We start from the raw sequence: 20,373 nt of genomic DNA on the forward strand, positions 1-20,373 counted from the left end.
TCGATTGGCTTCGACACCACCGAGATTCCAAGAGGCCCTGCTTTCATGCGCGTACGGCTCAGACTTCACCCCATCGGGAAACCAAGTCCTATAACCCGACGCCAAGTTCGGTACGACCACAGCTTCTTAATCCGCTCATCGACGAAGCCGGACCGGACTGTTTGCTCTACCGGGCGGCAATCGCAGACACCCTCTCAGCACAGGGCCTTACTGTGCTGTGGACCGTCCTCGGCGAGAAACACCGCATGGGCGGCGAAACTTGGGACCAGCGCCGCCAAGACGACTACCACTGGGTTGAATTCTCCGCCTCCTACTTCCTCGCTCCCGAGGGCCCTGTCCTCAACCACACACACGGTGTACGCAAGCGTGCACGTGGCAATGCGGATTGCACTTTGGACTGGGCGGTGTGATTATCGCGCCGAGCACTAACGACGCTCGGCGAATATCCCGCCCAGAGGCCCTGCCAACGCAGCGGATCTGCTTGCCCGGTCGGGCCTTGCTACTGGCTCGCGACTCCTGGACGGCGAGCTGTCGAGGCCCACCATCTACCCTCAGCCCCTGACAGCGCAGACTTGCCGGAGATCAGCGTGAGGCTGCTTCGCTGGCCGCCGCCCCGCCCATCGCGCCGTCATGCCGCGATCGCTCCAGCTACCGCGCACAGTTCCCGCATCGTCCCCGTGAACTCCTCGAGAAGACCCAAAGCCACGGCCCATCGTTCCACCTGCGTGCCCAGCGTCGCCTGGGTGATGACGCCGAGTGCCGCCCGTGCGTCAGGCATGCAGTCCTGCGCCGGCGTGCCGAACACCATCAGCGCGCACTTCGCCGGCGCTCCGTCAGCCAGGATCGCGGACGCTGAGAGCAGCCCTCGTCGGTGAACCTCCCGAACCTTCGCACGTGCCGCCCTGTCTCCCAATGCCGTGCACAACGGAAGCACTGCCTGACGCGTGCGATTTGCGTCTCTTCGTCTTTCGAAGACCGGTCGCGTGTTCGGCATAAAAGGTCGGCTCTGCAACTCGGGCGGACAACCGTGCTGAACCCTCAGCGCCATCAAGGCGTTCTCATCGAATGGCCTTATACGGTGCGCCTCGACAAGCATCGCCCAGTTCAACAGCACACGTGGGGCCACGAGCAGCAGATCGAAAGCCCGCACGGCGAAACGATGGTTGGCCATCCGGTCAATGATTACCGGCATGCTGCGCTCGTGCTCCAGAGCGTGCCTGACGAATCGGGCGTCGCCCGGGTCAGCGAAGGCTTCGCGCACCACACGCGGCACGTACTGATATTGGCGTCGCTGCAGTCCTGCGATGATGCCAACCGCGGCGGCGCGAGTGGCATCGGCGCCCACGGTGTCGAGAAGACCGACGCAGCCGCGCAGGATGACAGCCGGCAGCCCAGGGAGATTCGCGGTCCAGTCCAACGCCCCGAACACCCGCGCAGTCAGATCTGCGTCATCCAGTTCGACGAGCGGGTAGAGGCGCCGTTGTGCGTCGAACCTCGTCTCAGCATGCCGTACCGAGAACGGGTCGAGGTCCGTGACGGTGGCCGACATCATCGCGCGGAGCATGACTTCGCGGGTTGCGGAGCCGTTGCGGTACAGCTCAACGGCGACCTGCCGGTGACCGAACTGTGCCAGGGCAGCCAGGACTTCAGGATCGCATCCCAGGTTCGCCGCCAAGGCAGCTCGGTCGTCGACCGTTCCAGCCTCCAGTACACGCTGGATCAGCACCTTCCCCGGAGCCTGACTACCACCGAGCAGCACACGACGGATTGGTGCGCCGAGGCGCGCCAGCAGGGCGTGCTGCACCTCGATAGGGGCTTGGTCCGCCAGAAAGGCGTGCGGATTCATGAGGTGGTCATTTTAGCCGTCATCTCTGGGCGAGTTCAGGCACACGAGATAAGCGCAAGTAATAGCAGCAATGGTTCAAGAACGTCTGTCACGGCACGAGCTTCCCTGCGGTGGAGATGGCTACGGCCGCCTTGTCCGGAACCGCGTGGTGTCGGTGAATTCGGCCGCTAAGGGCTGTCCCGTTACTGGTGTGGCCGGTGGGATGATCTTGGTGTGGCTGGTGTGATCACGGCGTCTGAGCCCTCCTGGATAGCTCCGTTCACCGGCCTGAGCCCGCGTCAGTTCGGCAGGCTGGTGCGGGCGTTGCGGCATGAGGGCGCCGACCCGGTCCGGAAGGGCCGGCCGTGGGCGCTGCCGCTGGAGGACCGGGTATTGCTGGTCGCCGCGTACTGGCGCACGAACCTGACGCTGCGCCAGCTCGCGCCGTTGTTCGGGGTATCGAAGTCCGCGGCCGACCGCGTCGTGGACCACATCGGGCCGCTGCTCGCGCTCGCGCCGCGCAAGCGGTTCCGCAAGGACGCCGTGCTGATCGTCGACGGCACGCTGGTGCCGACGCGCGACCACGCGGTCGCCGAACGCTCGAAGAACTACCGGTACTCCACGAACCACCAGGTCGTCATCGACGCCGACACCCGCCTGGTCGTCGCCGTCGGCCGCCCGGTCACCGGCAACCGCAACGACTGCAAAGCGTGGGGGCTGTCCGGTGCCGAGGCCGCCGTCGGCAAGACCAGGGTGATCGGCGACGGCGGCTACCGCGGCACCGGAGTCCTCGTCCCCCACCGCCGCGAACGCGGCCAGGACGAACTCCCCGACTGGAAACACCGGCACAACGCCGACTTCCGCCGCGTTCGAGCCCGCGTAGAGCACGTCTTCGCCCGCATGAAGGCATGGAAGATCCTCCGCGACTGCCGACTCAAAGGCGACGGCGTCCACTTCGCCATGCTCGGCATCGCCCGCCTCCACAACCTGGTCCTCGCCGGGTAACCGGCGAGCCGAGCCGACCTCGGATACCCCAAGATCAATTACGGGACAACCCTTAGGCGGTGCTCGTGGGTGACTACAGCGAGGGCCGTCCCGTGGTCCGCGCACCTGGAGCGGAGGAGTTCCATGATGGCGGTGGTGGTTGCGGGGCCGAGGGCGCTGGTGATCTCGTCGCAGAGGAGATAGTCGGGCTCGGTGGCCAAGGCGCGGGCGATGGCCACGCGTTGGCGTTGTCCGCCGGACAGCTCGGTCGGGTACCGGGTGGCGAAGTCCGCGGGGAGTTCGACGAGGTCGAGGAGTTCCGCGATGCGTTGCCGTCGGCGTTCGCGGCTGAGGGCGGTGTGCAGCTTCAGCGGGCGTTCGAGTGCCGCGCCGACGGTACGGCTGGGGTTGGGGGTAGCGAGCGGGTTCTGCGGGATGAGTTGGATGCGGCGTTGCCGGTCCCGTCCGCGACGGCGCACCGAGGCCGGCATAGGAGTGCCGCCGAGGCTGACGGTTCCCGCCGCTGTGGTGGTAAGGCCGACGAGCACGCGCAGCAGGGTGGTCTTGCCGGATCCCGACGGACCGACGATGGCCACCGCCTCGCCGGGATGCAGGGTGACGTCGACCGTGTCCAGCGCGCGGGTTTGGTGTTTGCCGCTGCCGAAAGCGACGGTGATCCCTCGTGCCGCGAGGCCTCTTTTGGCCTGTGCTGTCGGTCGAGTTGCGGCGATCGGGTCGAGTGCCTTCCCTTGTCCGTCCCGCGGGGCCGCCGGACACGGTTCGGCTGGACGACTGGACGGGGACCGACAGTGGCCGTTCGGCAGGTGGCGCAGCGACTGTTCCGGCGTCACGTCCGGCGTCGAGCGTGACGTGGTTATCGGCGCATGCGTCGACCAGTTCCGGGTCGTGGCAGGCCATCAGCGCACGGTAATGCCGCGCGTGGTTGCGAGGTGGCGCAGCAATTCCGCGATTTCGTCGCGAAGTTCCGGGTCGAGTCCAGCGGTCGGTTCGTCGAGCAGCAGCAGTTTCGGCTTGCACGCCAGCGCGCGGGCGAGGGCGACGCGGCGTTGCTGGCCACCGGATAGCGCTCCGGGCCTGCGGTCGGGCAAGCCGTAGGCGAGGGGCAGGCGGCATTCGGCGAGGAGCACGTCGACGGCGCCGCGCCCGGAGTCCGCGGCGGTTTCGGCCACGAGGCGCCGGACGGTCATCCTGGGGTTGAGGGCCGAGCCTGGGTCTTGGCCGACGTAGGCGAGTTGCGTGCGGCGGAGGCCGGTGAGTGCGTGGCGGTCCAGGCGCAGGACGTCGTGTCCCAGCACGTGGAGTCCGGCTTCGGCGACGGCTCCCGCGGGGAGGTGCCCGGCGATCGCTTTGAGCAAGGTGGTTTTACCGGAGCCGGAGGGCCCGGTGATCGCGGTGATCCGGCCTTCGGGGACGAGGGCATCCGTCGCCCACAGCAGGGGGTTCCGTCAATAGTGTGGATGGCCAGCTTGGTGCCATATCCGGGCAGCACCTGCTTGACCATGGCGTCCCGGTCGACGACAAGGCGGAACGCCTCGCGGACGCGCGGGTCGTCAGCCTCATTCCGTTCAAGGCCGACCGCACCGCGGTGCGGCGCCTGATCGGCCTGGGCGTGCCGATCGCCGCGACCTACGGCTCCGAAGCCGGCTTCTTCTCCCTCACCGCGCTGCTCGCCGGCTCCTTCGGACCGGCGGCACTCGCCGCGCACACCGCCGTCAACCAACTCGTCTACATCGTCTTCCAGGTCGCCGTCGGCCTCTCCCACGCCGCGTCGATCAACGTCAGCCGGGAGATCGCGCTCGGGAACCACGCCCGCGCCCAACGCCTCATGCGCACCGCACTCGGCTGCGCCGCGCTCGTGATGGCCGTTGTCGGCGCCGCGTACGTCTCGGTGCCGCGCCTGGTGCTGGCACCGTTCCTCGACGCGTCGTCCGACGATGCCGTCACGGTCGCCACCCACCTGCTGATCGTCGCCGCGGTCCTGCAGTTCTTCGACTGCACCCGGAACATCGGCGTCGGCCTCCTCCGCGGCCTCGACGACACCAAAACCGGCTTCCGGGCAACACTGATCGGCTACTGGGCCGTCGACCTCCCCGCGTCGTGCGTGTTCGCGTTCGGCTTCGGCTGGGACACGGTCGGGCTGTGGCTCAGGCTCCTGGTCGGTCTGGCCGCCACCGCGGCGCTGCTCATGCGGGCTTTTGACGCGGGCGTCTCCCGCCTCGCCGCAGCGAGCGCCGCCGTCTAGGGTTCCGAGGCCGTCCACCAGGCCATCGGGGCACACCTGGCTCCGACGGCACTTGGCCCCCAGCTGCGGTCACGGAAGAGGAGCCGGGGTGTAGCGGGCAAGTGCCTGGCCCGGGCGGACGACCAGCTCCGTGCCGGACTCGGCGGTGCGCAGCGTCTGTTCGACGGCGGCCGCGACCTCGTCGGCGCCCAGCATCGGGATGCCCGCCGCGCGGAAGCGCTCCCGGCCGCCGGCAACGAGCGGGGTGTCCACCAGGCCGGGGCACACGGCGCTGAAGCGGATGCCTTCCTGGGCCAGTGGGCCCGACAGCGACCGGACCAGGCCGATGACCGCGTGCTTGGTCATGGTGTACACGGGGTCCTGCGGAGTCCCGCGCAGGGCAGCGAGCGAGGCGGTTGCCACGATGGAGCCGGCGCCGTGGCGGCGCATCACGGGAAGTGCCGCACGGAGCCCGTAGACCACGGAATGCTGGTTGACTCCGACGACCGCCTGATACCGGTCGAGGTCGAGGTCGGCCAGATCCTTGTCAGCCGAGTTCACACCCGCGTTGAGCACCAGCATGTCCAGGCGGTCGCCGGCCGCGGCAACCGCTCGGAGCGACAGGTCGGGGTCGGCGAGGTCACCGACGAGGGCCGTTCCGCCTATCGCCACGGCGACTTGCTCGACCATCGGGTTCCGGTCCACCACAACGCATCGCGTCCCTGTCGCGGCCAGTCTGCGTGCGACGGCTTCCCCGATCCCGCCCGCCGCTCCCGTGACAATCGCTGTTTCTCCCACGCGCGTTCCTCTCGGCACTCCGTAATCAGCCACCCGTCGCGCCGGCTCCGGTCCGAGCGACCCACCACACCCAATGACATTCTCTCAATGGAGAATAGTATTCTCATCGTTGATGCGCCGCACGTGCGGGCGGCCGGAAGGGAGCGAGATGGGATTCGCGGACGACCTCTTCGACCTGACCGATCGGGTGGTTCTGGTCACCGGAGGAAGCAAAGGGCTCGGGCGGGAGATGGCCCTGGCAGCCGCCCGCTGCGGTGCCGACGTCGTGATCGCCAGCCGCAAATCCGAGGCCTGCCAAGCGGTCGCGAAGGAGATCGAATCGGCAACCGGCCGGCGTGCGATGCCCTACGGCGTCCACGTCGGCCGTTGGGACGAGCTTCCCGGCCTGGTGGATGCCGTCTACGACCGCTTCGGCAGACTGGACGCACTGGTCAACAACGCCGGCCTGTCGCCCGTCTACGACACGCCGGCCTCGGTGAGCGAGAAGTTGTTCGACGCCGTCATCGGCGTCAATCTGAAGGGCCCGTTCCGACTGGCGATTCTGGCCGGCGAGCGGATGGCGGCCGCGGGCGGCGGCGTCATCGTCAACGTCAGTTCGAGCGGCTCGCTGCGCCCAGGACCGGCGATCCTGCCGTACGCGGCGGCCAAAGCCGGCCTCAACGCGTTGACTGAGGGACTGGCGCACACCTTCGGGCCGAGCGTGCGTGTCAACACGCTGATGGCGGGCCCGTTCGCGACCGCCGCCCATGACTGGGACCCGGAGCAACTCGCCGCCGGCGTACGGCATCACGCACTCCAACGCATCGGCCGTCCGGAAGAGGTGGTCGGGGCGGCGCTCTACCTGATCTCGGACGCGTCGGCGTACGCCAGCGCCTCGACCGTCCGGATCGACGGCGGCATGCGCTGAGCGGTCCGCGGGCAACCCGCGCGGGGCGGCGGCCGGATGCCCGCCGCCCCGCGCAGGCGTTACGCGCGAGCGATCTCCGCCTCGGCCTTCGGCCACAGCGACTCGGCGTATGTGTGCAGCCCTTCGCCGAGTGCCCGGTCCATACGGCCCTCCAGGGCACGCACGTAACTTCCCTCGAGCAGTGCCGCGAGACGGAAGCACGCCAAGACCTGGAACCACGGGAAATCGCCGGTGTCGCGTCCCGTGAGGTCGGCGTAGTGGGCGATGAGTTCGGCGCGGGTCGGCATGACGTCCCACGGCCGGACGTACGGGTCGGCGCCGGGCGGGTCGCCCTCCTCACGCCACGCGGTCAGGATCCAGCCGAGGTCGACGAACGGGTCGCCGAGCCCTGCCATCTCCCAGTCCACGATGGCGGCGAGGCGCGGCTCGTCGTGGGCGAACAGGACGTTGGCGAACTGGAGGTCGCCGTGCACGATGCCGATGCGCACGTCGGCGGGCCGATTGTCGTCCAGCCACTTTCCGATGGTGTCCACCAGCGGAGACTCTGCGTCCCGGTACTCGGCGTTGCTTCGATAGCCACGCAACATGTCCCAGTAGCGCGCGACTTGGCGCTCCGCCCAGTGCTCCGTCCGGCTGAGGCCGTCGAGGCCGATCGCGTACGGATCGACAGCCGCCAGCCGGGCGGCGCCGCCGACGAGTTCGAAGGCCATCTGTCGGCGCCACGCCGGGTCGCTGCCGTAGCCGCCGGGCAGGTCTCCCTGCGGACTGAACCCGTCGATCTTCTCCAGCACCGAGAACGGCGAGCCGATGACCGACGCGTCGGTGCAGCTCGCGTGCAGGCGCGCGTGCGGGACGGCCGTGCCGGCCAGCGCGGTCAGGACCCGGTTCTCGCGGAGGAACGGCTTTGCGGCATCGGGTCCTGCGGACCGGCCCGGCCTGCGCAGGACCAGCTCGGTGCCGTCGGTGCGGCGCATCGTGTGCAGAATGTTCTGCGCTCCCCCGGTGAGACGGGTGAGCGAGACGACCGGTCCGCTGCCGGGCAGGTCCGCGCCGTCGAGCCAGGCGTTGAAGCGGGCGAGATCGACCGAGGAAGACGTCGAGTCGGTCATCGGGCAACCACCGTTTCCCCGGCGAGCAGCTCCGCGTACTTCACGCGGGCGGCGGCCAGCCGTGTCGGAATGTGCTCGGACCCGAAGAGCCGGTCTTCGGCGGGCTCCGCATCGGCGAGCAAGAGCTTGGCCACGACGTCCTTGTGCACTTCGGTGGGCCCGTCGGCGATGCCGAGCACCGGTCCCGCGTTCCACATGCGGGTGAGCGGCAGTTCGTTGGAGACACCGAGCGCGCCGTGGACGTGCATCGCCCGGTAGACGATGTCCACAAGGGTCTTGGGAGTGGCGGCTTTCACCGCCGATATGTGCAGGCGCGCCGAACGGGCATGCCCGCGGTCGCCGGTCCGTGCCGAACGATCGACCTGCCAGGCCGCATGCAGCACCTGGAGGCGGAACTGCTCGAGCTGGATCCACGTGTCGGCGAGCAACTGGCGGACGGACTGCTGATCGGACAACCGGCCGCCGCGCGTCGTCCGGCTTGCGATCCGTTCCGTGGTCATCTCCAACGCCCGCTTGCCGAGGCCGACCGAGCGCATGGCGTGGTGGAGCCTCCCACCGCCGAGCCTGGTCTGCGCGATCGCGAAAGCCGACCCGGGGTCGCCGAGGAGGTTCTCGGCCGGGACGCGGCATCCGGTGAAACGCAGGTAGCCGTGCGCTCCTTCACCCAACTTCTCGTTGCCGAGTCCGGTGCCGCGCACCATCTCCATTCCGGGGGTGCCCTGCGGAATGATGAACATCGACGCGCCGCGCTGGACGGGAACGTCGGGATCGGTCACGACCATGGCGATGACGAACGCGGCGTGCGGGTAGTTGGACGCGAACCACTTCTCACCGTCGATGACCCACTCGTCACCGTCCCGGACAGCCCGGCAGGTGAAGCCGCCCGGGTCCGCGCCACCGCTCGGCTCGGTCATGGCGAACGTGGACACGATGCGGCCGTCCAGCAGCGGCTCGAGGAACGTCCGGCGCTGCTCTTCGTTGGCGTAGTGCGCGAGGATCTCGGCGTTCCCGGAATCCGGGGCCTGGGTGCCGAAGACCATCGGCGCCCACGACGAACGCCCCAAAATCTCGTTGAGCAGCGCAAGTTGGACCTGGCCCATGCCCATGCCGCCGAGCGAGGGCGGAAGGTGCGCGGCCCACAGGCCCCGCGCCTTCACCTGCTCCTGGAGCGGACGGACGGCCTCGCGGTAGACCCGTCCGGCGCGGTCGTACGGCTCATCGTTGCCGGGGAACAGCAGGTCGAGCGGTTCGATCTCCTCGCGGACGAACTCGCCGGCCCAGTCGAGTTCGGCCTGGAAACCAGGATCGGTACTGAAATCCCACATGCGGGCTCCTTCTCCCTGACGGGCGCGATGCGGTGATCCGCAGGCGGGTGCCGAGGCGCGTGCGGAAGCCACAGGTGCGGAATGTCATAGGAACCCTAGCAGAATGCCATTCTCCAATCTAGGAATGTGATTCTGCTTCTGCAAGAGCGAAGCGCGCCAGTCGGGCGATGTCCTCGTCGTCGGGCGCCGACGCGCGGAACAGATGGTCCTGCATGACGCCGACGACCGCCGCGGACAGCGTGCGTGCGACGCGCTCCGGGTCTGCAACCCCACATTCTGCGATCGACCCGGCAAACAGTTCCGTCAGCGCGTCCACGAGCCCGACCGAGACATGCCGCGAACTCGACGGCATACCCGTCGCGTTGGCGAGCACCATGCGGGTCTGTGCGGCCAGCCCGCTGTCGGAGGCCTGCCTCATCACGGCCGAGATCCCGGCTCGGACGCGGTCCTCGGGATCGCCGGCCGCGGCCATGCAGTGGCGAACGTAGCTCACGACCGTGCGCGCACCTTGCTCGACGATCGCCTCGACGAGGGCGCCCTTGCCCGCGAAGTAGCGGTAGAACGAGTCGTTCGACAAGCCGGCGGCCGCCACGATGTCGGCGACCCGCGGCGCCCGGCGGCCGCCGTCCGCCAACATCAGCGCAAGCCCGGCGTCCATGAGCGCCTGCACATCGGACCGCGCGGATTGCTGCAACTCACCGGTCCGGCGCCGGACGGCACTCTCGGCCAGCGTGGGCCGATCGCCGGGAATGACACTCTCGGTGGCCATACGGCTCCCTCCGGGCGATGAAGATGCGAGATCAAGATTCCCTCTAAGTGGAAGCATGATTCTCGCACCCTGAACGTGGCAACAGAGCCCTGCATGAAGCCGCGTCGCACCGCCCGACCGACACCTCAGCGGCTATCGACAGCCGTTGCCCGGACGGCCATGAATTCCTTGCCCGGCATGCTGATGCGGCATATGCCGCGATACACGCCGGACAGGCGGGTGACGGTCATCTCCCACGTATCGATGACGTCGATGTGGAAGTCGCGATCGGGCGGCAGCCGCAGAGAGGCGAATGCCGGCTGCTGACGTCCGTAGTAGTAGAGGTGGTGCACGCCGACGATGCCGCCGTACGGAACGCCCACGTACGTGGACAACGGCTCCAGAACGCCGCCGGGCGACTCGGCGACGATCCTGCCGAGAAATGCGATGCGGTCCGGTGAGTCGCCGGTGAGGTCGCCGCCCTTCGCCCACCAGAGTTGTTCGTCGCTGCGGTAGTACGTCTCGCCGTGACCGACGTAGCCGCCGCGGATGGCACCCTCCCAGCAGCGCCGGACCATCTCCTCGCCCGTCAGGTTGCCCCAACCGTGTTCGAGGTCGCCTTCATACCCGCATTCGTCGACGACAACGGGTTTGCCCCACATCCGGCGCCAGATGTCGACCTCTTCAGCGGTGCGGTACTGGTCGATGCGCTGGACGCTGGCATGGGTGATCCACGGGCGGGAGTGGTCGTAGAAGGCCAGCCCGTTGTGGATGGACAGCAAATGCCGAGCCGGGTCGTTGGCCACGACGATGTCCGCGAGGCGCTCCCAGTCGGATTCGGTCTTCCCCAGCACGAAGTCGTACTCGTTGGCCATCGACCACCACACGTTCGGATACGCCCACAGGCGCCTCACGAGGTAGCGGGTGTAGCTGTCGTCGGTGGCCTGGCCCAGCTCCGCAAAGCCCCACCGGTCGTACGGGTGGAAGAGGATGATGTCCGCCTGGATGCCGCGGCGCCCCAGCTCGACCACCGCGGACTCCAGACGCCGGAAGAACTCCGGGTCGAACCGGCTGTGATCGAAGCCCTGTTCAGGGTCTCCGGGGAAGGGATACAGCTCCGGTTCATCGGCGTTGTAGTCGTACGCCTTGGGGAAGACCAGCATCCGCAGTTTGTTGAACGGCGCCGATTCCAAGGTGCGCAGCGTTGCCTCACGGTCGGCTTCGGGCTGGTGGATCCACGCGTATGCCGTCGTCCCCCAGGGGCTGTACCGCGTTCCGTCCGCGTGGGCGAAGTGGAAGCCGTCCACACGTACCGGTCCGTGCTCGCCGAGGGGTGCCTCCGCGACGTCGAAGCGCCCTGTCAATCCATGCAAGCTGCGGGCATTGGAAGATGTGACGAACTCCCAGCAGCCGGAGCTCTCCGGGAGAAAACGAATGATCCACCGGCCATCCCCGTCGTAGAACCCGCCCACAGTGACGGTGGTCCCGTCGCGGCTGAACCGTGCCGTCAGCTCGACATCGATGAACGGATTGCCGTGCGAGGGCCCCGCGATCACGATCTCCGCCGGAGACCAACGTGTCGCCCCGCGGGGAACCTCCGGCTTGGCCGAGGCCTCCGCAACTCCGGGCCCCTCGTAGTCGGGACGGCCGGCCGTCGAAGGGACCGCAGAAGTGACGGGGATGGGCGGCGTCTCCAGGCCGGCGAGTGCCTCCCAGAGAAGCGCCGGATCGGTCGTCGCCGCGGTGGCCGTCGAGAATTGTTCGGCAAGAAGCCACATCGGCCAGGTCCGCAAATGTTCCAGCGCAGGATGGCCGAGCAGACTGGGGAAGGCCGTCTCCACCACGCGTCGCCCTTCAGGGCTCCGCAAGATGTCATGTACCCGTGAGTTGCGATCGAAGCTCATGAGGAAGCCTTCCTGTCGTGGCCGGGCGACAAAGAGCACGAGGGTCAGGGGCGCCGCTACCCGGCGGAGGTCGCCCGGGGTTCGGCGAGATGCGTGTCGTAGGCGAATTCCGTCAGAACGGCGTCGCCTTCCAGAGCCTCGACGCCGACCACGCGCCCGGTGAATCCGCACGCCACCTCGGTGGACAGGTAGCGGCCGTCCATTTCGGCAAGCACCCGGAATCGGCCGTCTTGGACGTAGCCGAGTTCGAGCCGGTCCGGGCCGTTGTGGAGACCGTAGGCCTCGGACATGTCCACGGCGCGGATCGCCAGCGGGCTGTGTGCGGAGACACCGGCCGCGGCACCCAGTTCCTGGTCGAAAGGCCCGACGACCGCCCGTGCCGTGAGTACATCGCCGCGTCGCTCGACGCCGACCCAGTGCTCAGCGTCGATCTGGACGACCAACGCGACGTCGCCGACGGGAACAGTTGCCTTCGCCTGCCACTCCGCGTCGCGGGCCCGGACCGCCAGGAGATGGTGCGGCTCTCGTCCACCTTGCGGACGTCCGGCACGGAGGGTCACGCCGCCGTCCCGAGGCGCGTCGGCGTCTTCGCACCGGACGAAGGTGTCCAGGGTCACGCCTGGTGAGATCCACCTCGGATGCAGCACACCGTCGGCGAAGTCGTCGACGAACGAGGTCGGCTGAGGCGGGACGCCGAAGGCGTCTTCGACGACGACCGGCCAGTCGTCGACCCATTCGACCCCCGCAAGAAACGTCTCTCGGCCGTTGACGTGGAACCCCGGCGTGCTGCCGCGCGGACGAACACCGAGATAGACCATGGCCCAGCTGCCGTCAGGCGAGGCGACCAGGTCCGCGTGGCCGGTGTTCTGGACCGGGTGACGCGTGCTCCGATGCGAGAAGACCGGGTTGGCCGGGTGGGGGTCGAAAGGTCCGCCGACGGAACGTGACCGGGCGACCGACACGGCATGACCGCGTTCGGTTCCGCCTTCGGCAATGACCAAGTACCACCAGCCGTTGCGGGCGTACAAATGGGGTGCCTCGGGATGCGCCAGTCCGGTTCCGGTCCACACCGTACGGGGCTCGGACAGCAAGTGGCCGGTGCGAGGATCGACCGCCGCCTGCCGGATGCCGTCCTCGTGCGCCCACGTCAGGTGGCAGGTCCCTTGCTCGTCCCAGGCGAGGTCGGGGTCGATACCGATCGCTCCGTCCGTGTAGACGGGGGCGCTCCAGCCCTTGCCCGGATCCGTTGTATGCACGATCAGATGGCCCTTGGCGCGCTCGATGAGATTGGTGGTCACCAACCAGAACTCACCGTCGTGGAACCGGAGCGTCGGCGCGAAGATGCCCGTGCTCCCCGCGGCAGCACCTCGCACCACCCGCAGTTGCTCGGCCCTGTCCAGAACGTTGCCGACCTGCTCCCACCTCAGCAGGTCCGTGCTTCGAAAGAGCGGGACCCCGGGGAAGTACTCGAAACTTGAGGTCGCGAGGTAGTAGGCGTCCCCTGCCCAGCAGACGGAGGGGTCCGGGTGGAAGCCGGGAAGGATCGGATGCGTGCTCATGCCTTGTCTTTCTTCATGATCGGAAGTGCGGGCGCCGGCCCTGCCGCGCGCGAAGCTCCACGTGTCTACGTCGGCGCGTCCGCCGTCCGGCGTCGTGTGCCCGTCCCCGGACCGGGCGCGGTGCTCCGTTCGATGGCCCTTTCGTCGGTGCCGAGGTAGCTGGCGACGACCTTCGGATCGTTGCGGACCGTTTCCGGCGCTCCCGACGCGATCACCCGGCCGGCTTCGAGGCAGTAGACGCGATCGCTGATGCCCATGATCAGCGGCATATCGTGCTCGATGACGAGCATCGAGGCACCCATTTCGCGGCGGACCTCCAGGATGAGCGGCCCGAACGCTTCGGTTTCGCGCTGGGCGACTCCGGCGGTGGGCTCGTCCAGGCACAGCACGCGAGCATCCAGCGCCAGCAGACCGGCGAGTTCGACGATGCGCCGGGTTCCGGTCGACAGATCGCCGATGAATGCGTCCGCATAGCGGCCGAGTCCGAGGAAATCGATGAGGTCGTCGGCGTCCGACCGCTTCGCCTTCTCGTGCTTGAACGTGTGCGGCAGGTGCAGCGCGGTGGACAGCAGGCCGGTCCTGCGGCGGGCTTCCAGAGCGATCTGAACCGTCTCGCGAACGGTGAGTTCCGGGAACAGCGTGGCGGCCTGGAACGTGCGCCCCAAGCCCACGCGGGCACGGGCCGCAGACGCCATGCCGGACACATCCTTGCCCAGCAGTTCCACAGATCCGCGGGCCGGAACGAATCCGCCGATCGCGTTCATGAGGGTCGACTTGCCCGCACCGTTCGTGCCGATCAGACCGACGATCTCGTTCGGCCCCACCTCCAGGGTCACGCCGTCGACCGCCTTGCGTCCCCCGAACTTGACTCCGATGTCCGACGCCGACAGCACGGCCCGGTCGTCCGGAAGAGGCCGGGGGCGCTCACGGGTCAATGCCCGGGGCGCGGAGGTTGCGGTTTTGGCCGGCAGCGCAGGGGCAACACGCTTGTCGGCCCACGCCAAGACGGCGTCCCGGGCCGAATAACCGATCTGGACCAAGCCTCCCGGGAAGTACAGCAGCAGGACCAGCAGGCCGAGACTCGACGTCAGCAGCGGTACCAGCTCGTTGCCCGGGAAGATGGCAGGCAGGCCTATCACCCAAAGCGCGCCGAGGACCGGCCCGGAGACGGACCCGAGACCACCGATCACCACAATCGACACCAAGGTCAGCGAGTCCGGGCTCAGAAAGTACTTGTCCGTGTACGGCACCGTCTGCACGGCGCCGGCCAGGAGAGCCCCGCCGAGGCCGGCGATGCCGCCCGCAAGCGCGAACGCCCGGAGCTTCACCCGGGTCGCACTGACGGTGTAGGCCGCAGCCGTCGCCGCATTGTCGCGAACACCGATGGTGGTCCGCCCGATTCCGGACTTCCGCAGCCGGGCGACCACGGCCAGGACGACGACCAGGACGACGAGGACGACGTAGTAGTAGGCGCGTTGCGTCGAAACGTCGATCCCGAAGACCGTGCTGCGCGGGAACGACGCCGTGTCCATACCCGCATCGTGGAAGACGTCGCGCCGGTAGAAGTACTGCTCGGCCGCGACAGCAAACGCAAATGTGCTGACCGCGAGAAGGAGCCCGCGAACCCTGAGCGCGCCGGCGCCGACGACGGCGGCGAGAGCGGCGGCCGTCAACGTCGCCACGGCTACCGCAGCCGGGAACGTCAGAGGCCGCAGGGAGTAGACGTTCGCTCCGATTTCGATGTGCATCCCGCGGTTGAGAGCCGCGGCGACCAGGGCCCCGAGCCCGGCGAAAGCCATCTGTCCCAAGGACAGTTGGCCCGCCCATCCCGTCAAGACCGTCACCGATGCGGCGCATATCGCGTACGCCAGGATGACCGTGTACAAGAGGTGACGCGACGGCTGGGTCACAGCCAACGGCACGATCACCGCTGTCAGACCGAGGACGACCAGACCTGCGCGTTCCATGTGGCGGACCCACCACACCGTGCGCAGACGCTCGGGCACGGGCTTCACCTTGGGAGCGAACGAGAACGTCGACGCCTCGGCTCCGCGGCCCCGGCCGACGAAGAACACCGCAGTCAGCACGACGGCGAAAACGACGAGGTCGGTCAAGCCCGGCTGGTCCAACCAGTTGAACTGGATGAACGACTGCATCAAGCCGAGAAGCACCCCGGACACCAGAGCCACGCCGAAGGACACCATTCTGGCGACCACCGCCGCAGCCAGAGCCCTCAGCAGCGTCGTGGGACCGAGTTCGGTGACCTGGGTGAGAGAGGCGTTCTGGGCCGAGATGAGAATCATGCACAACGTTGCGAGCAGCCCGGCGATGGCCCACACAGCGGTGGACACCAGCTTCGGGTTGATCCCGTTCAGCCGTGCCAGTTCCGGGTTGGCCGCGGAAGCCTTGACGGTCTTGCCCAGGACGGTGCGGCCCAGGAACAAACTGAGCGCGATCGCGGCGACCGGGACCCCGACAAGGACGGACACCTGCGCCCCGGTGATCCGGAGATTGTCGACGGGCGACCAGGTGCCCGACCACGGCACCGGATATGTGTGGTCGGAGTAGCCGTCCAGGTCCGGGTACGCGGTGACGATCGTCAGCGCGAGCTGGGCAATGCCAATGGTGGCGACCAGCATGATGACACGCGGCGCTTGGAAGAGCCGCCGGACGACCGCGAGGTCGACGATGGCGCCGAAGACGGTGCCGGCGAGCAGGGCGATGGCCAGGGCGATCCAGTACGGCACGTGGTAGCGCACCGCGAGCAGGGCGAACAGTCCCGAGCCGACCAGGCCCATGTTGGCGACCGCGAAGTTGATCACCCGGGTGGAACGGTGTACCAGGACGATCCCCATGGCCAGCAGACCGATGATCAGTCCGGTGACCGCCCCGTCGAACAGCAGTTGCATCGTGGGCATTTGCATGACCTTCAGCCTCCTTCCCGGCCGAGGAACACGGCGCGCGCCAAGTCGTCGCGCTCGGCGAGTTCACGGGCCGGCCCGGTGAAGCGGACCTGCCCCTTCTCCAGGAACACCGCACGGTCCGCGATCGCCAGGGCGATGTTGAGGGACTGCTCGACCACGATCATCGTGAGACCGTCGGCCTTGAGGCGTTCGAGGATCACGAGGAGTTCCTGCACCACCACCGGGGCCAGCCCCAGAGACAGTTCGTCGATCAACAGGACCTCGGGCTCGTGCATGAGCACCATCGCCAACGCCAACATCTGCTGCTGGCCGCCCGACAGCGAACCGGCAACCTGGCTCTGGCGCCCCGCCAGATCCGGGAAGAGATCCAAGACATAGGCGAATTGCTGATCCCGGCGCCCGACGTCCCGCCGCATGCGGAAGGCCGCCATTTCCAGGTTCTCCCGCACCGTCATGTCCGGGAACACGCCCTTGCCGCCCGGCAGGAGATGGATGCCGTACCGCCCCCTCTGCTCGGGCGCGACGTAGGTGATGGTCCTGCCACCCAGACGCACCACACCTCGCGACGGTGTCCCCAGACCGCAGACGACCTTGAGGATCGTCGACTTGCCCGCACCGTTGGTCCCCAGCAGCGCCAGGGTCTCGCCGCGCCGGACGTCGAACGCGACGTCGAACAGCACCTGGACGTGGCCGTACGAGAAGTCGATGTTGTTGACCTGCAGCACGGGGATGTTCTCGGGGTCCTCCTTCTGGCGTTCCGCCTCGTCCAGTTCCTCGCGGAGTTCCTGAACCACCAACGACAGGTCGTTCCGGATGAATGAGGCGCTGCGGACCATCAGCAGGCCCCCCACCGCGCTGGCGGGCACTCCGAGCACCAGGACGGCGACGCGCGGATCATAGGCGTTGCTGATCAGACCGGAGAGAATGGCACCGCCGGTCGCCCCGACGAAGAAGATGTACAGCGATCCCAGAGCCGCCCCCAGCCCACGCAGGCGATAAGGGATGACCGACTGCATGATCGGCGCCGTCATCGCGAAGGCCACCGAACTGAGCATCCCGCCGGGAATTCCCACCAGCATGAACGCCCAACCCGTCGGCATGAACCACTGCAGGGGCAGCAGAACCACACTGGGCAGAAGCAGATATCCGAGCATCACCAACGCGCGAGCCGGGTCGCGGTGGTAGACCCGGTCGTACCAGGGGCCGACGAACGGAAGCAGCGCCAGCACGGCGACGCCTGTGACGGAGCCCCACACGCCGCGCTCAAACGTGGACATGCCGTAGTGGTCGTCGGCCCACAGGTTGCTCAGCACCGAACCCGTGAAGAGGCTGAATCCCAGCGCGGAGAAGGCGAGGATGGCCGTCTTCATGGTGCGGATCCGCATCAGTCGAGCGAACGCCGCCTCGACCGAAATAGGCATGGGCCGAGCGTCTTCGATCACATCGCCGAGCACCGACTTCATCTCGTGCCGGCCCCGCTGCGGCTCGGGAAGCCGGAACGCCCACAAAGCCACTACGAGCGTAGGCAGCCCGAGCACCAGGAAGGGCCATCGCCACCCGTTCGCCCCTCCGGCCCACGTGGCGATGCCCGCGACGATGAGCGGGCTCAAGGCCCCGGCTGTGCGTGCCGAGCTGAAGGTGACCGCGGAAATCCGTCCGCGTACTCCGATCGGATAGGCGTCGGCAAGCAACGACCCGTTCGCCGTGTTGTTGCTGGCCTTGGCCACACCGACGCCGAAACGCGCGAGGAAGAAGAGGAAGGCATTTGCCGCCAAGCCGGACGCCAGGACCATCGCGGAAAACATGACCCCCGCCGCACCGATGACCCGGCTGCGCCGGTACCGGTCCGCCAGCCAGCCCATCGGCAGTGCACCGAGCACCAGGAAGGCGCCCGCGGCTGCCGAGATGAAGACGATCGCCGCGTCGCTCAGCCCGAAGGAGTCCCGGATGTCCGGCGCGAGGATGCCCAGGGTCGCCGACTCGAGTTCGTCGAGGGTCGCCAGGGCGGCCAGTGTCAGGAAGGTGACCGATCCGCCGGCCGCCAATCCGTCCCGCAGCGTGAGGTGTTCGCCACCTACCCCGGGGAGCAGCTCGTCCGCGAACAGCACTTCCTTCTGCGCTTCGGCCTGCTGCTCGCGCCTCTGGGTCTCGGCGTCGATCAGTCCCGCGGCGAGTCCGGCCGCCGACGTTTGCGGTTCTCCGGGAGACCGGGCGGAGTCGTACGGCGCGCTCACCGAACGAGCCGGTTCGCGCGCAGGAAGGGAACAAACGGTGGCATGACAATCTCCGCGGATTACGGGACGGGAGTGCCGCCGACGCGACGCCCCGGATCCGAACTGCCGGTGCGGCCATGGTGTTCGGGCACCCGGTCGGTCGCGTCGGCGACGCATCCGGCGGTTCAGGAGGTGGCGACGAACTTCCGCTTGGCGGGGTCGAAGACGGCCAGCCGCATCGGAATCGCTCCGTGCGGCGTTTCACGCGAGTAGTTGGCCTTGTCGGCGTTTCCGGGCAACTGCAGCGGGCCGAGGCCGAATCCGGCGTTCTGGAAGGTCTCGTAGTTCAGGTCCTTGCCGGCCTTGTCGGCGATCGCCTTGAACAGCGTGAGGGCGCGGCAAGCCGTCTGGGTGGACACCTGCGGCGTCGGCTTGCCCGCGGGCACGGTCTCGGGATCCACGGACAACGTGCCCTTGAGCGCGGGAATGGCCGACTCGACGGTGGCGACGCAGTCCTGCAGCGTCGGTTCGTTCCACGTCGTCTTCGGACCGAGCGCGGCGGCGTTCGTCACGGGAGTCAGATCCCGCGTGTTCGCATCACCCGTGTAGATGGATGCCGACGACGAGCTGGTGAACAGCAGGCGCGGCCGGTAGTCCGTCTTCGCCAGCTGCTTGGGGAACTCCCCTCCCATGCCACCGACCACGACGACCGTGTCGGCCCCCGCCGCCTGGAACTTCTGGATGAACACGCCCGTCTGCTGGGCGACCGCGGCCGCGTCGCGGAACGAGGCATCCAGGATGCCGGTCGCGACCGGGGTGACGCCGATCTTCTGCAGCGCGGGAATCACGGTGTCCGACACCAGGGACTGCTCGTTGACGACGCCGACGACGGCGACCTTCTTGCCCGCCAGCGCGTTGTCGGCGTTGAACAGGGCCATGGCGTCGCCTACTTCGTCTCCCCCGCGCTGATCGGAGAACCAGGGGGCTTGCGCCTGCGCATAGTTCTTGGAGGTGAGCGGGCCGCCGACGACGGCGGTCTTGTTCGTCTGCACATAGCAGAGCGGTTCGTTGGCGTTGAAGGTGCCGACAACGGCGAAGACCTTGGCGTCCTGGGTGAGCTTGACGCAGGTCTCCTGCGCGGCCGCCGGCGAAGCCACGTTGATCGCGCCGAATACCGGGACGATCTTGCGGCCGTTGATGCCGCCCGCGTCGTTGATCTTCTTGATCAGCGCGTTGTACGTCGCCTCGTAGTCCCCCTGGTCGACGTTCAGGTACTGCTTGACCGCGGACAGGTCGGGGTAGGCAATGCCCACCTTGATCGAATCCTGGGTCACCCCGGGCGCGGTCTTGGCCGCCGGAGGCGCGCCGCCCTGCGAACCGGCACTGCCGGGGCTGTTCTTCTTCTCCGCGGAGCAGCCTGTGGCGACAAGCGTCGCGGCGGCCGCCAGCACGAAGGCTGTTCTCCATCTGGTGCGCAGGGACTTCATCTCGGGCTCCGATTTCGTCGGGGTCGATTCGGTGCAAGCCGTGCGGTGCCGTCACGTCGCGGCAGTAAGGGGCATTGCCGAGCCGGATGGTGAAGGGCTCAGGCGACCGGCGGGAGCTGTGCGGGCCGTGTTCGATGCGGGCCGGCCGGTGCGGCCGGCACGGGAGGCTCTGCAACCAAGCCGTCTTCCACGACCTATAATGCGCATTACTAATGCGGAACATCACACTCCCAGCCACCTGGGAGACCGGCAAGACACCTGCCGGTTACATTTCGGTAACCGGATGACCTTGTGGATCGAGCGCGCCGCGGACGTCCGTCACATGCGGATGTCCCGTCGACGACGCCC

General features: G+C 68.0%; 16 protein-coding genes. 4 read left to right on the forward strand and 12 right to left on the reverse strand.

What is annotated here, in order from left to right:
• Positions 1-410: hypothetical protein (locus ABEA93_RS30285; protein ID WP_345679035.1), on the forward strand; the 410-nt coding region annotated here is incomplete at its 5' end.
• A gap of 218 nt (positions 411-628) precedes the next feature.
• On the opposite strand, the gene ABEA93_RS30290 is transcribed toward ABEA93_RS30285, so the two are convergent.
• Complete coding sequence (locus ABEA93_RS30290; RefSeq protein ID WP_345679036.1) at positions 629-1,846, reverse strand: hypothetical protein; 1,218 nt, start codon at positions 1,844-1,846, stop codon at positions 629-631.
• Between the two features lie 213 nt (positions 1,847-2,059).
• Here ABEA93_RS30290 and ABEA93_RS30295 point away from each other — a divergent pair, with 213 nt between their 5' ends.
• The gene (locus ABEA93_RS30295; RefSeq protein ID WP_345679037.1) at positions 2,060-2,830 is read left to right on the forward strand and encodes a transposase; all 771 of its coding nucleotides are present in this window, start codon (positions 2,060-2,062) and stop codon (positions 2,828-2,830) included.
• 38 nt (positions 2,831-2,868) lie between these two features.
• On the opposite strand, the gene ABEA93_RS30300 is transcribed toward ABEA93_RS30295, so the two are convergent.
• Positions 2,869-3,660 carry an ABC transporter ATP-binding protein gene (locus ABEA93_RS30300; protein ID WP_345679038.1) on the reverse strand — a complete coding sequence of 264 codons (792 nt, stop codon included), beginning with the start codon at positions 3,658-3,660 and terminating at the stop codon, positions 2,869-2,871.
• Positions 3,661-3,726: 66 nt separating this feature from the next.
• A complete protein-coding gene (locus ABEA93_RS30305) occupies positions 3,727-4,185 on the reverse strand; it encodes an ATP-binding cassette domain-containing protein (RefSeq protein WP_425585169.1) in 459 nt (152 codons plus the stop codon).
• A 98-nt stretch (positions 4,186-4,283) separates the two neighbouring features.
• Between ABEA93_RS30305 and ABEA93_RS30310 the strand changes: the two genes are divergently transcribed.
• Positions 4,284-5,072 (forward strand): MATE family efflux transporter, encoded by a 789-nt coding sequence (locus ABEA93_RS30310; RefSeq protein WP_425585170.1) that lies wholly within the window; start codon positions 4,284-4,286, stop codon positions 5,070-5,072.
• Positions 5,073-5,141: 69 nt separating this feature from the next.
• Here the strand turns inward: ABEA93_RS30310 and ABEA93_RS30315 are convergent, their stop codons facing one another.
• Positions 5,142-5,882: an SDR family oxidoreductase gene (locus ABEA93_RS30315; RefSeq protein ID WP_345679039.1), complete on the reverse strand. Its 741-nt coding sequence runs from the start codon at positions 5,880-5,882 to the stop codon at positions 5,142-5,144.
• Between the two features lie 79 nt (positions 5,883-5,961).
• Here ABEA93_RS30315 and ABEA93_RS30320 point away from each other — a divergent pair, with 79 nt between their 5' ends.
• Complete coding sequence (locus tag ABEA93_RS30320; RefSeq protein ID WP_345679120.1) at positions 5,962-6,756, forward strand: SDR family NAD(P)-dependent oxidoreductase; 795 nt, start codon at positions 5,962-5,964, stop codon at positions 6,754-6,756.
• Between the two features lie 59 nt (positions 6,757-6,815).
• Here ABEA93_RS30320 and ABEA93_RS30325 read toward each other — a convergent pair whose 3' ends face one another.
• From ABEA93_RS30325 to ABEA93_RS30360, 8 genes are all read right to left on the reverse strand, one after another.
• The gene (locus ABEA93_RS30325; RefSeq protein WP_345679040.1) at positions 6,816-7,865 is read right to left on the reverse strand and encodes a phosphotransferase family protein; all 1,050 of its coding nucleotides are present in this window, start codon (positions 7,863-7,865) and stop codon (positions 6,816-6,818) included.
• Positions 7,862-9,190, reverse strand: coding sequence for an acyl-CoA dehydrogenase family protein (locus ABEA93_RS30330; RefSeq protein WP_345679041.1), 1,329 nt, complete (start codon positions 9,188-9,190; stop codon positions 7,862-7,864). The genes ABEA93_RS30325 and ABEA93_RS30330 overlap by 4 nt, the downstream gene beginning before the upstream one ends.
• A gap of 118 nt (positions 9,191-9,308) precedes the next feature.
• On the reverse strand, positions 9,309-9,959 hold the full coding sequence (locus tag ABEA93_RS30335) for a TetR/AcrR family transcriptional regulator (protein WP_345679042.1): 651 nt from the start codon (positions 9,957-9,959) through the stop codon (positions 9,309-9,311).
• A 125-nt stretch (positions 9,960-10,084) separates the two neighbouring features.
• Positions 10,085-11,881: a DUF5605 domain-containing protein gene (locus ABEA93_RS30340; protein WP_345679043.1), complete on the reverse strand. Its 1,797-nt coding sequence runs from the start codon at positions 11,879-11,881 to the stop codon at positions 10,085-10,087.
• Positions 11,882-11,898: 17 nt separating this feature from the next.
• Positions 11,899-13,401, reverse strand: a complete 1,503-nt coding sequence (locus tag ABEA93_RS30345) for a glycoside hydrolase family 43 protein (protein ID WP_345679044.1) — start codon at positions 13,399-13,401, stop codon at positions 11,899-11,901.
• A gap of 65 nt (positions 13,402-13,466) precedes the next feature.
• Positions 13,467-16,325 (reverse strand): ABC transporter permease subunit, encoded by a 2,859-nt coding sequence (locus tag ABEA93_RS30350; RefSeq protein WP_345679045.1) that lies wholly within the window; start codon positions 16,323-16,325, stop codon positions 13,467-13,469.
• Positions 16,326-16,330: 5 nt separating this feature from the next.
• The gene (locus ABEA93_RS30355) at positions 16,331-18,715 is read right to left on the reverse strand and encodes an ATP-binding protein (protein ID WP_345679046.1); all 2,385 of its coding nucleotides are present in this window, start codon (positions 18,713-18,715) and stop codon (positions 16,331-16,333) included.
• Between the two features lie 8 nt (positions 18,716-18,723).
• Positions 18,724-20,025, reverse strand: coding sequence for an ABC transporter substrate-binding protein (locus tag ABEA93_RS30360; protein ID WP_345679047.1), 1,302 nt, complete (start codon positions 20,023-20,025; stop codon positions 18,724-18,726).
• Positions 20,026-20,373 lie beyond the last annotated feature (348 nt).

It is taken from the genome of Yinghuangia aomiensis, assembly GCF_039542225.1.
Lineage (GTDB): Bacteria > Actinomycetota > Actinomycetes > Streptomycetales > Streptomycetaceae > Yinghuangia > Yinghuangia aomiensis.

Bases quoted from the DNA above. Each gene is read 5' to 3' on its own strand.
- ABEA93_RS30290 (WP_345679036.1), bottom strand. From the start codon at position 1,846: ATGAATCCGCACGCCTTTCTGGCGGACCAAGCCCCTATCGAGGTGCAG.
- ABEA93_RS30320 (WP_345679120.1), top strand. From the start codon at position 5,962: ATGCGCCGCACGTGCGGGCGGCCGGAAGGGAGCGAGATGGGATTCGCG.
- ABEA93_RS30325 (WP_345679040.1), bottom strand. From the start codon at position 7,865: ATGACCGACTCGACGTCTTCCTCGGTCGATCTCGCCCGCTTCAACGCC.
- ABEA93_RS30330 (WP_345679041.1), bottom strand. From the start codon at position 9,190: ATGTGGGATTTCAGTACCGATCCTGGTTTCCAGGCCGAACTCGACTGG.
- ABEA93_RS30335 (WP_345679042.1), bottom strand. From the start codon at position 9,959: ATGGCCACCGAGAGTGTCATTCCCGGCGATCGGCCCACGCTGGCCGAG.
- ABEA93_RS30345 (WP_345679044.1), bottom strand. From the start codon at position 13,401: ATGAGCACGCATCCGATCCTTCCCGGCTTCCACCCGGACCCCTCCGTC.
- ABEA93_RS30350 (WP_345679045.1), bottom strand. From the start codon at position 16,325: ATGCAAATGCCCACGATGCAACTGCTGTTCGACGGGGCGGTCACCGGA.
- ABEA93_RS30355 (WP_345679046.1), bottom strand. From the start codon at position 18,715: ATGCGTCGCCGACGCGACCGACCGGGTGCCCGAACACCATGGCCGCAC.
- ABEA93_RS30360 (WP_345679047.1), bottom strand. From the start codon at position 20,025: ATGAAGTCCCTGCGCACCAGATGGAGAACAGCCTTCGTGCTGGCGGCC.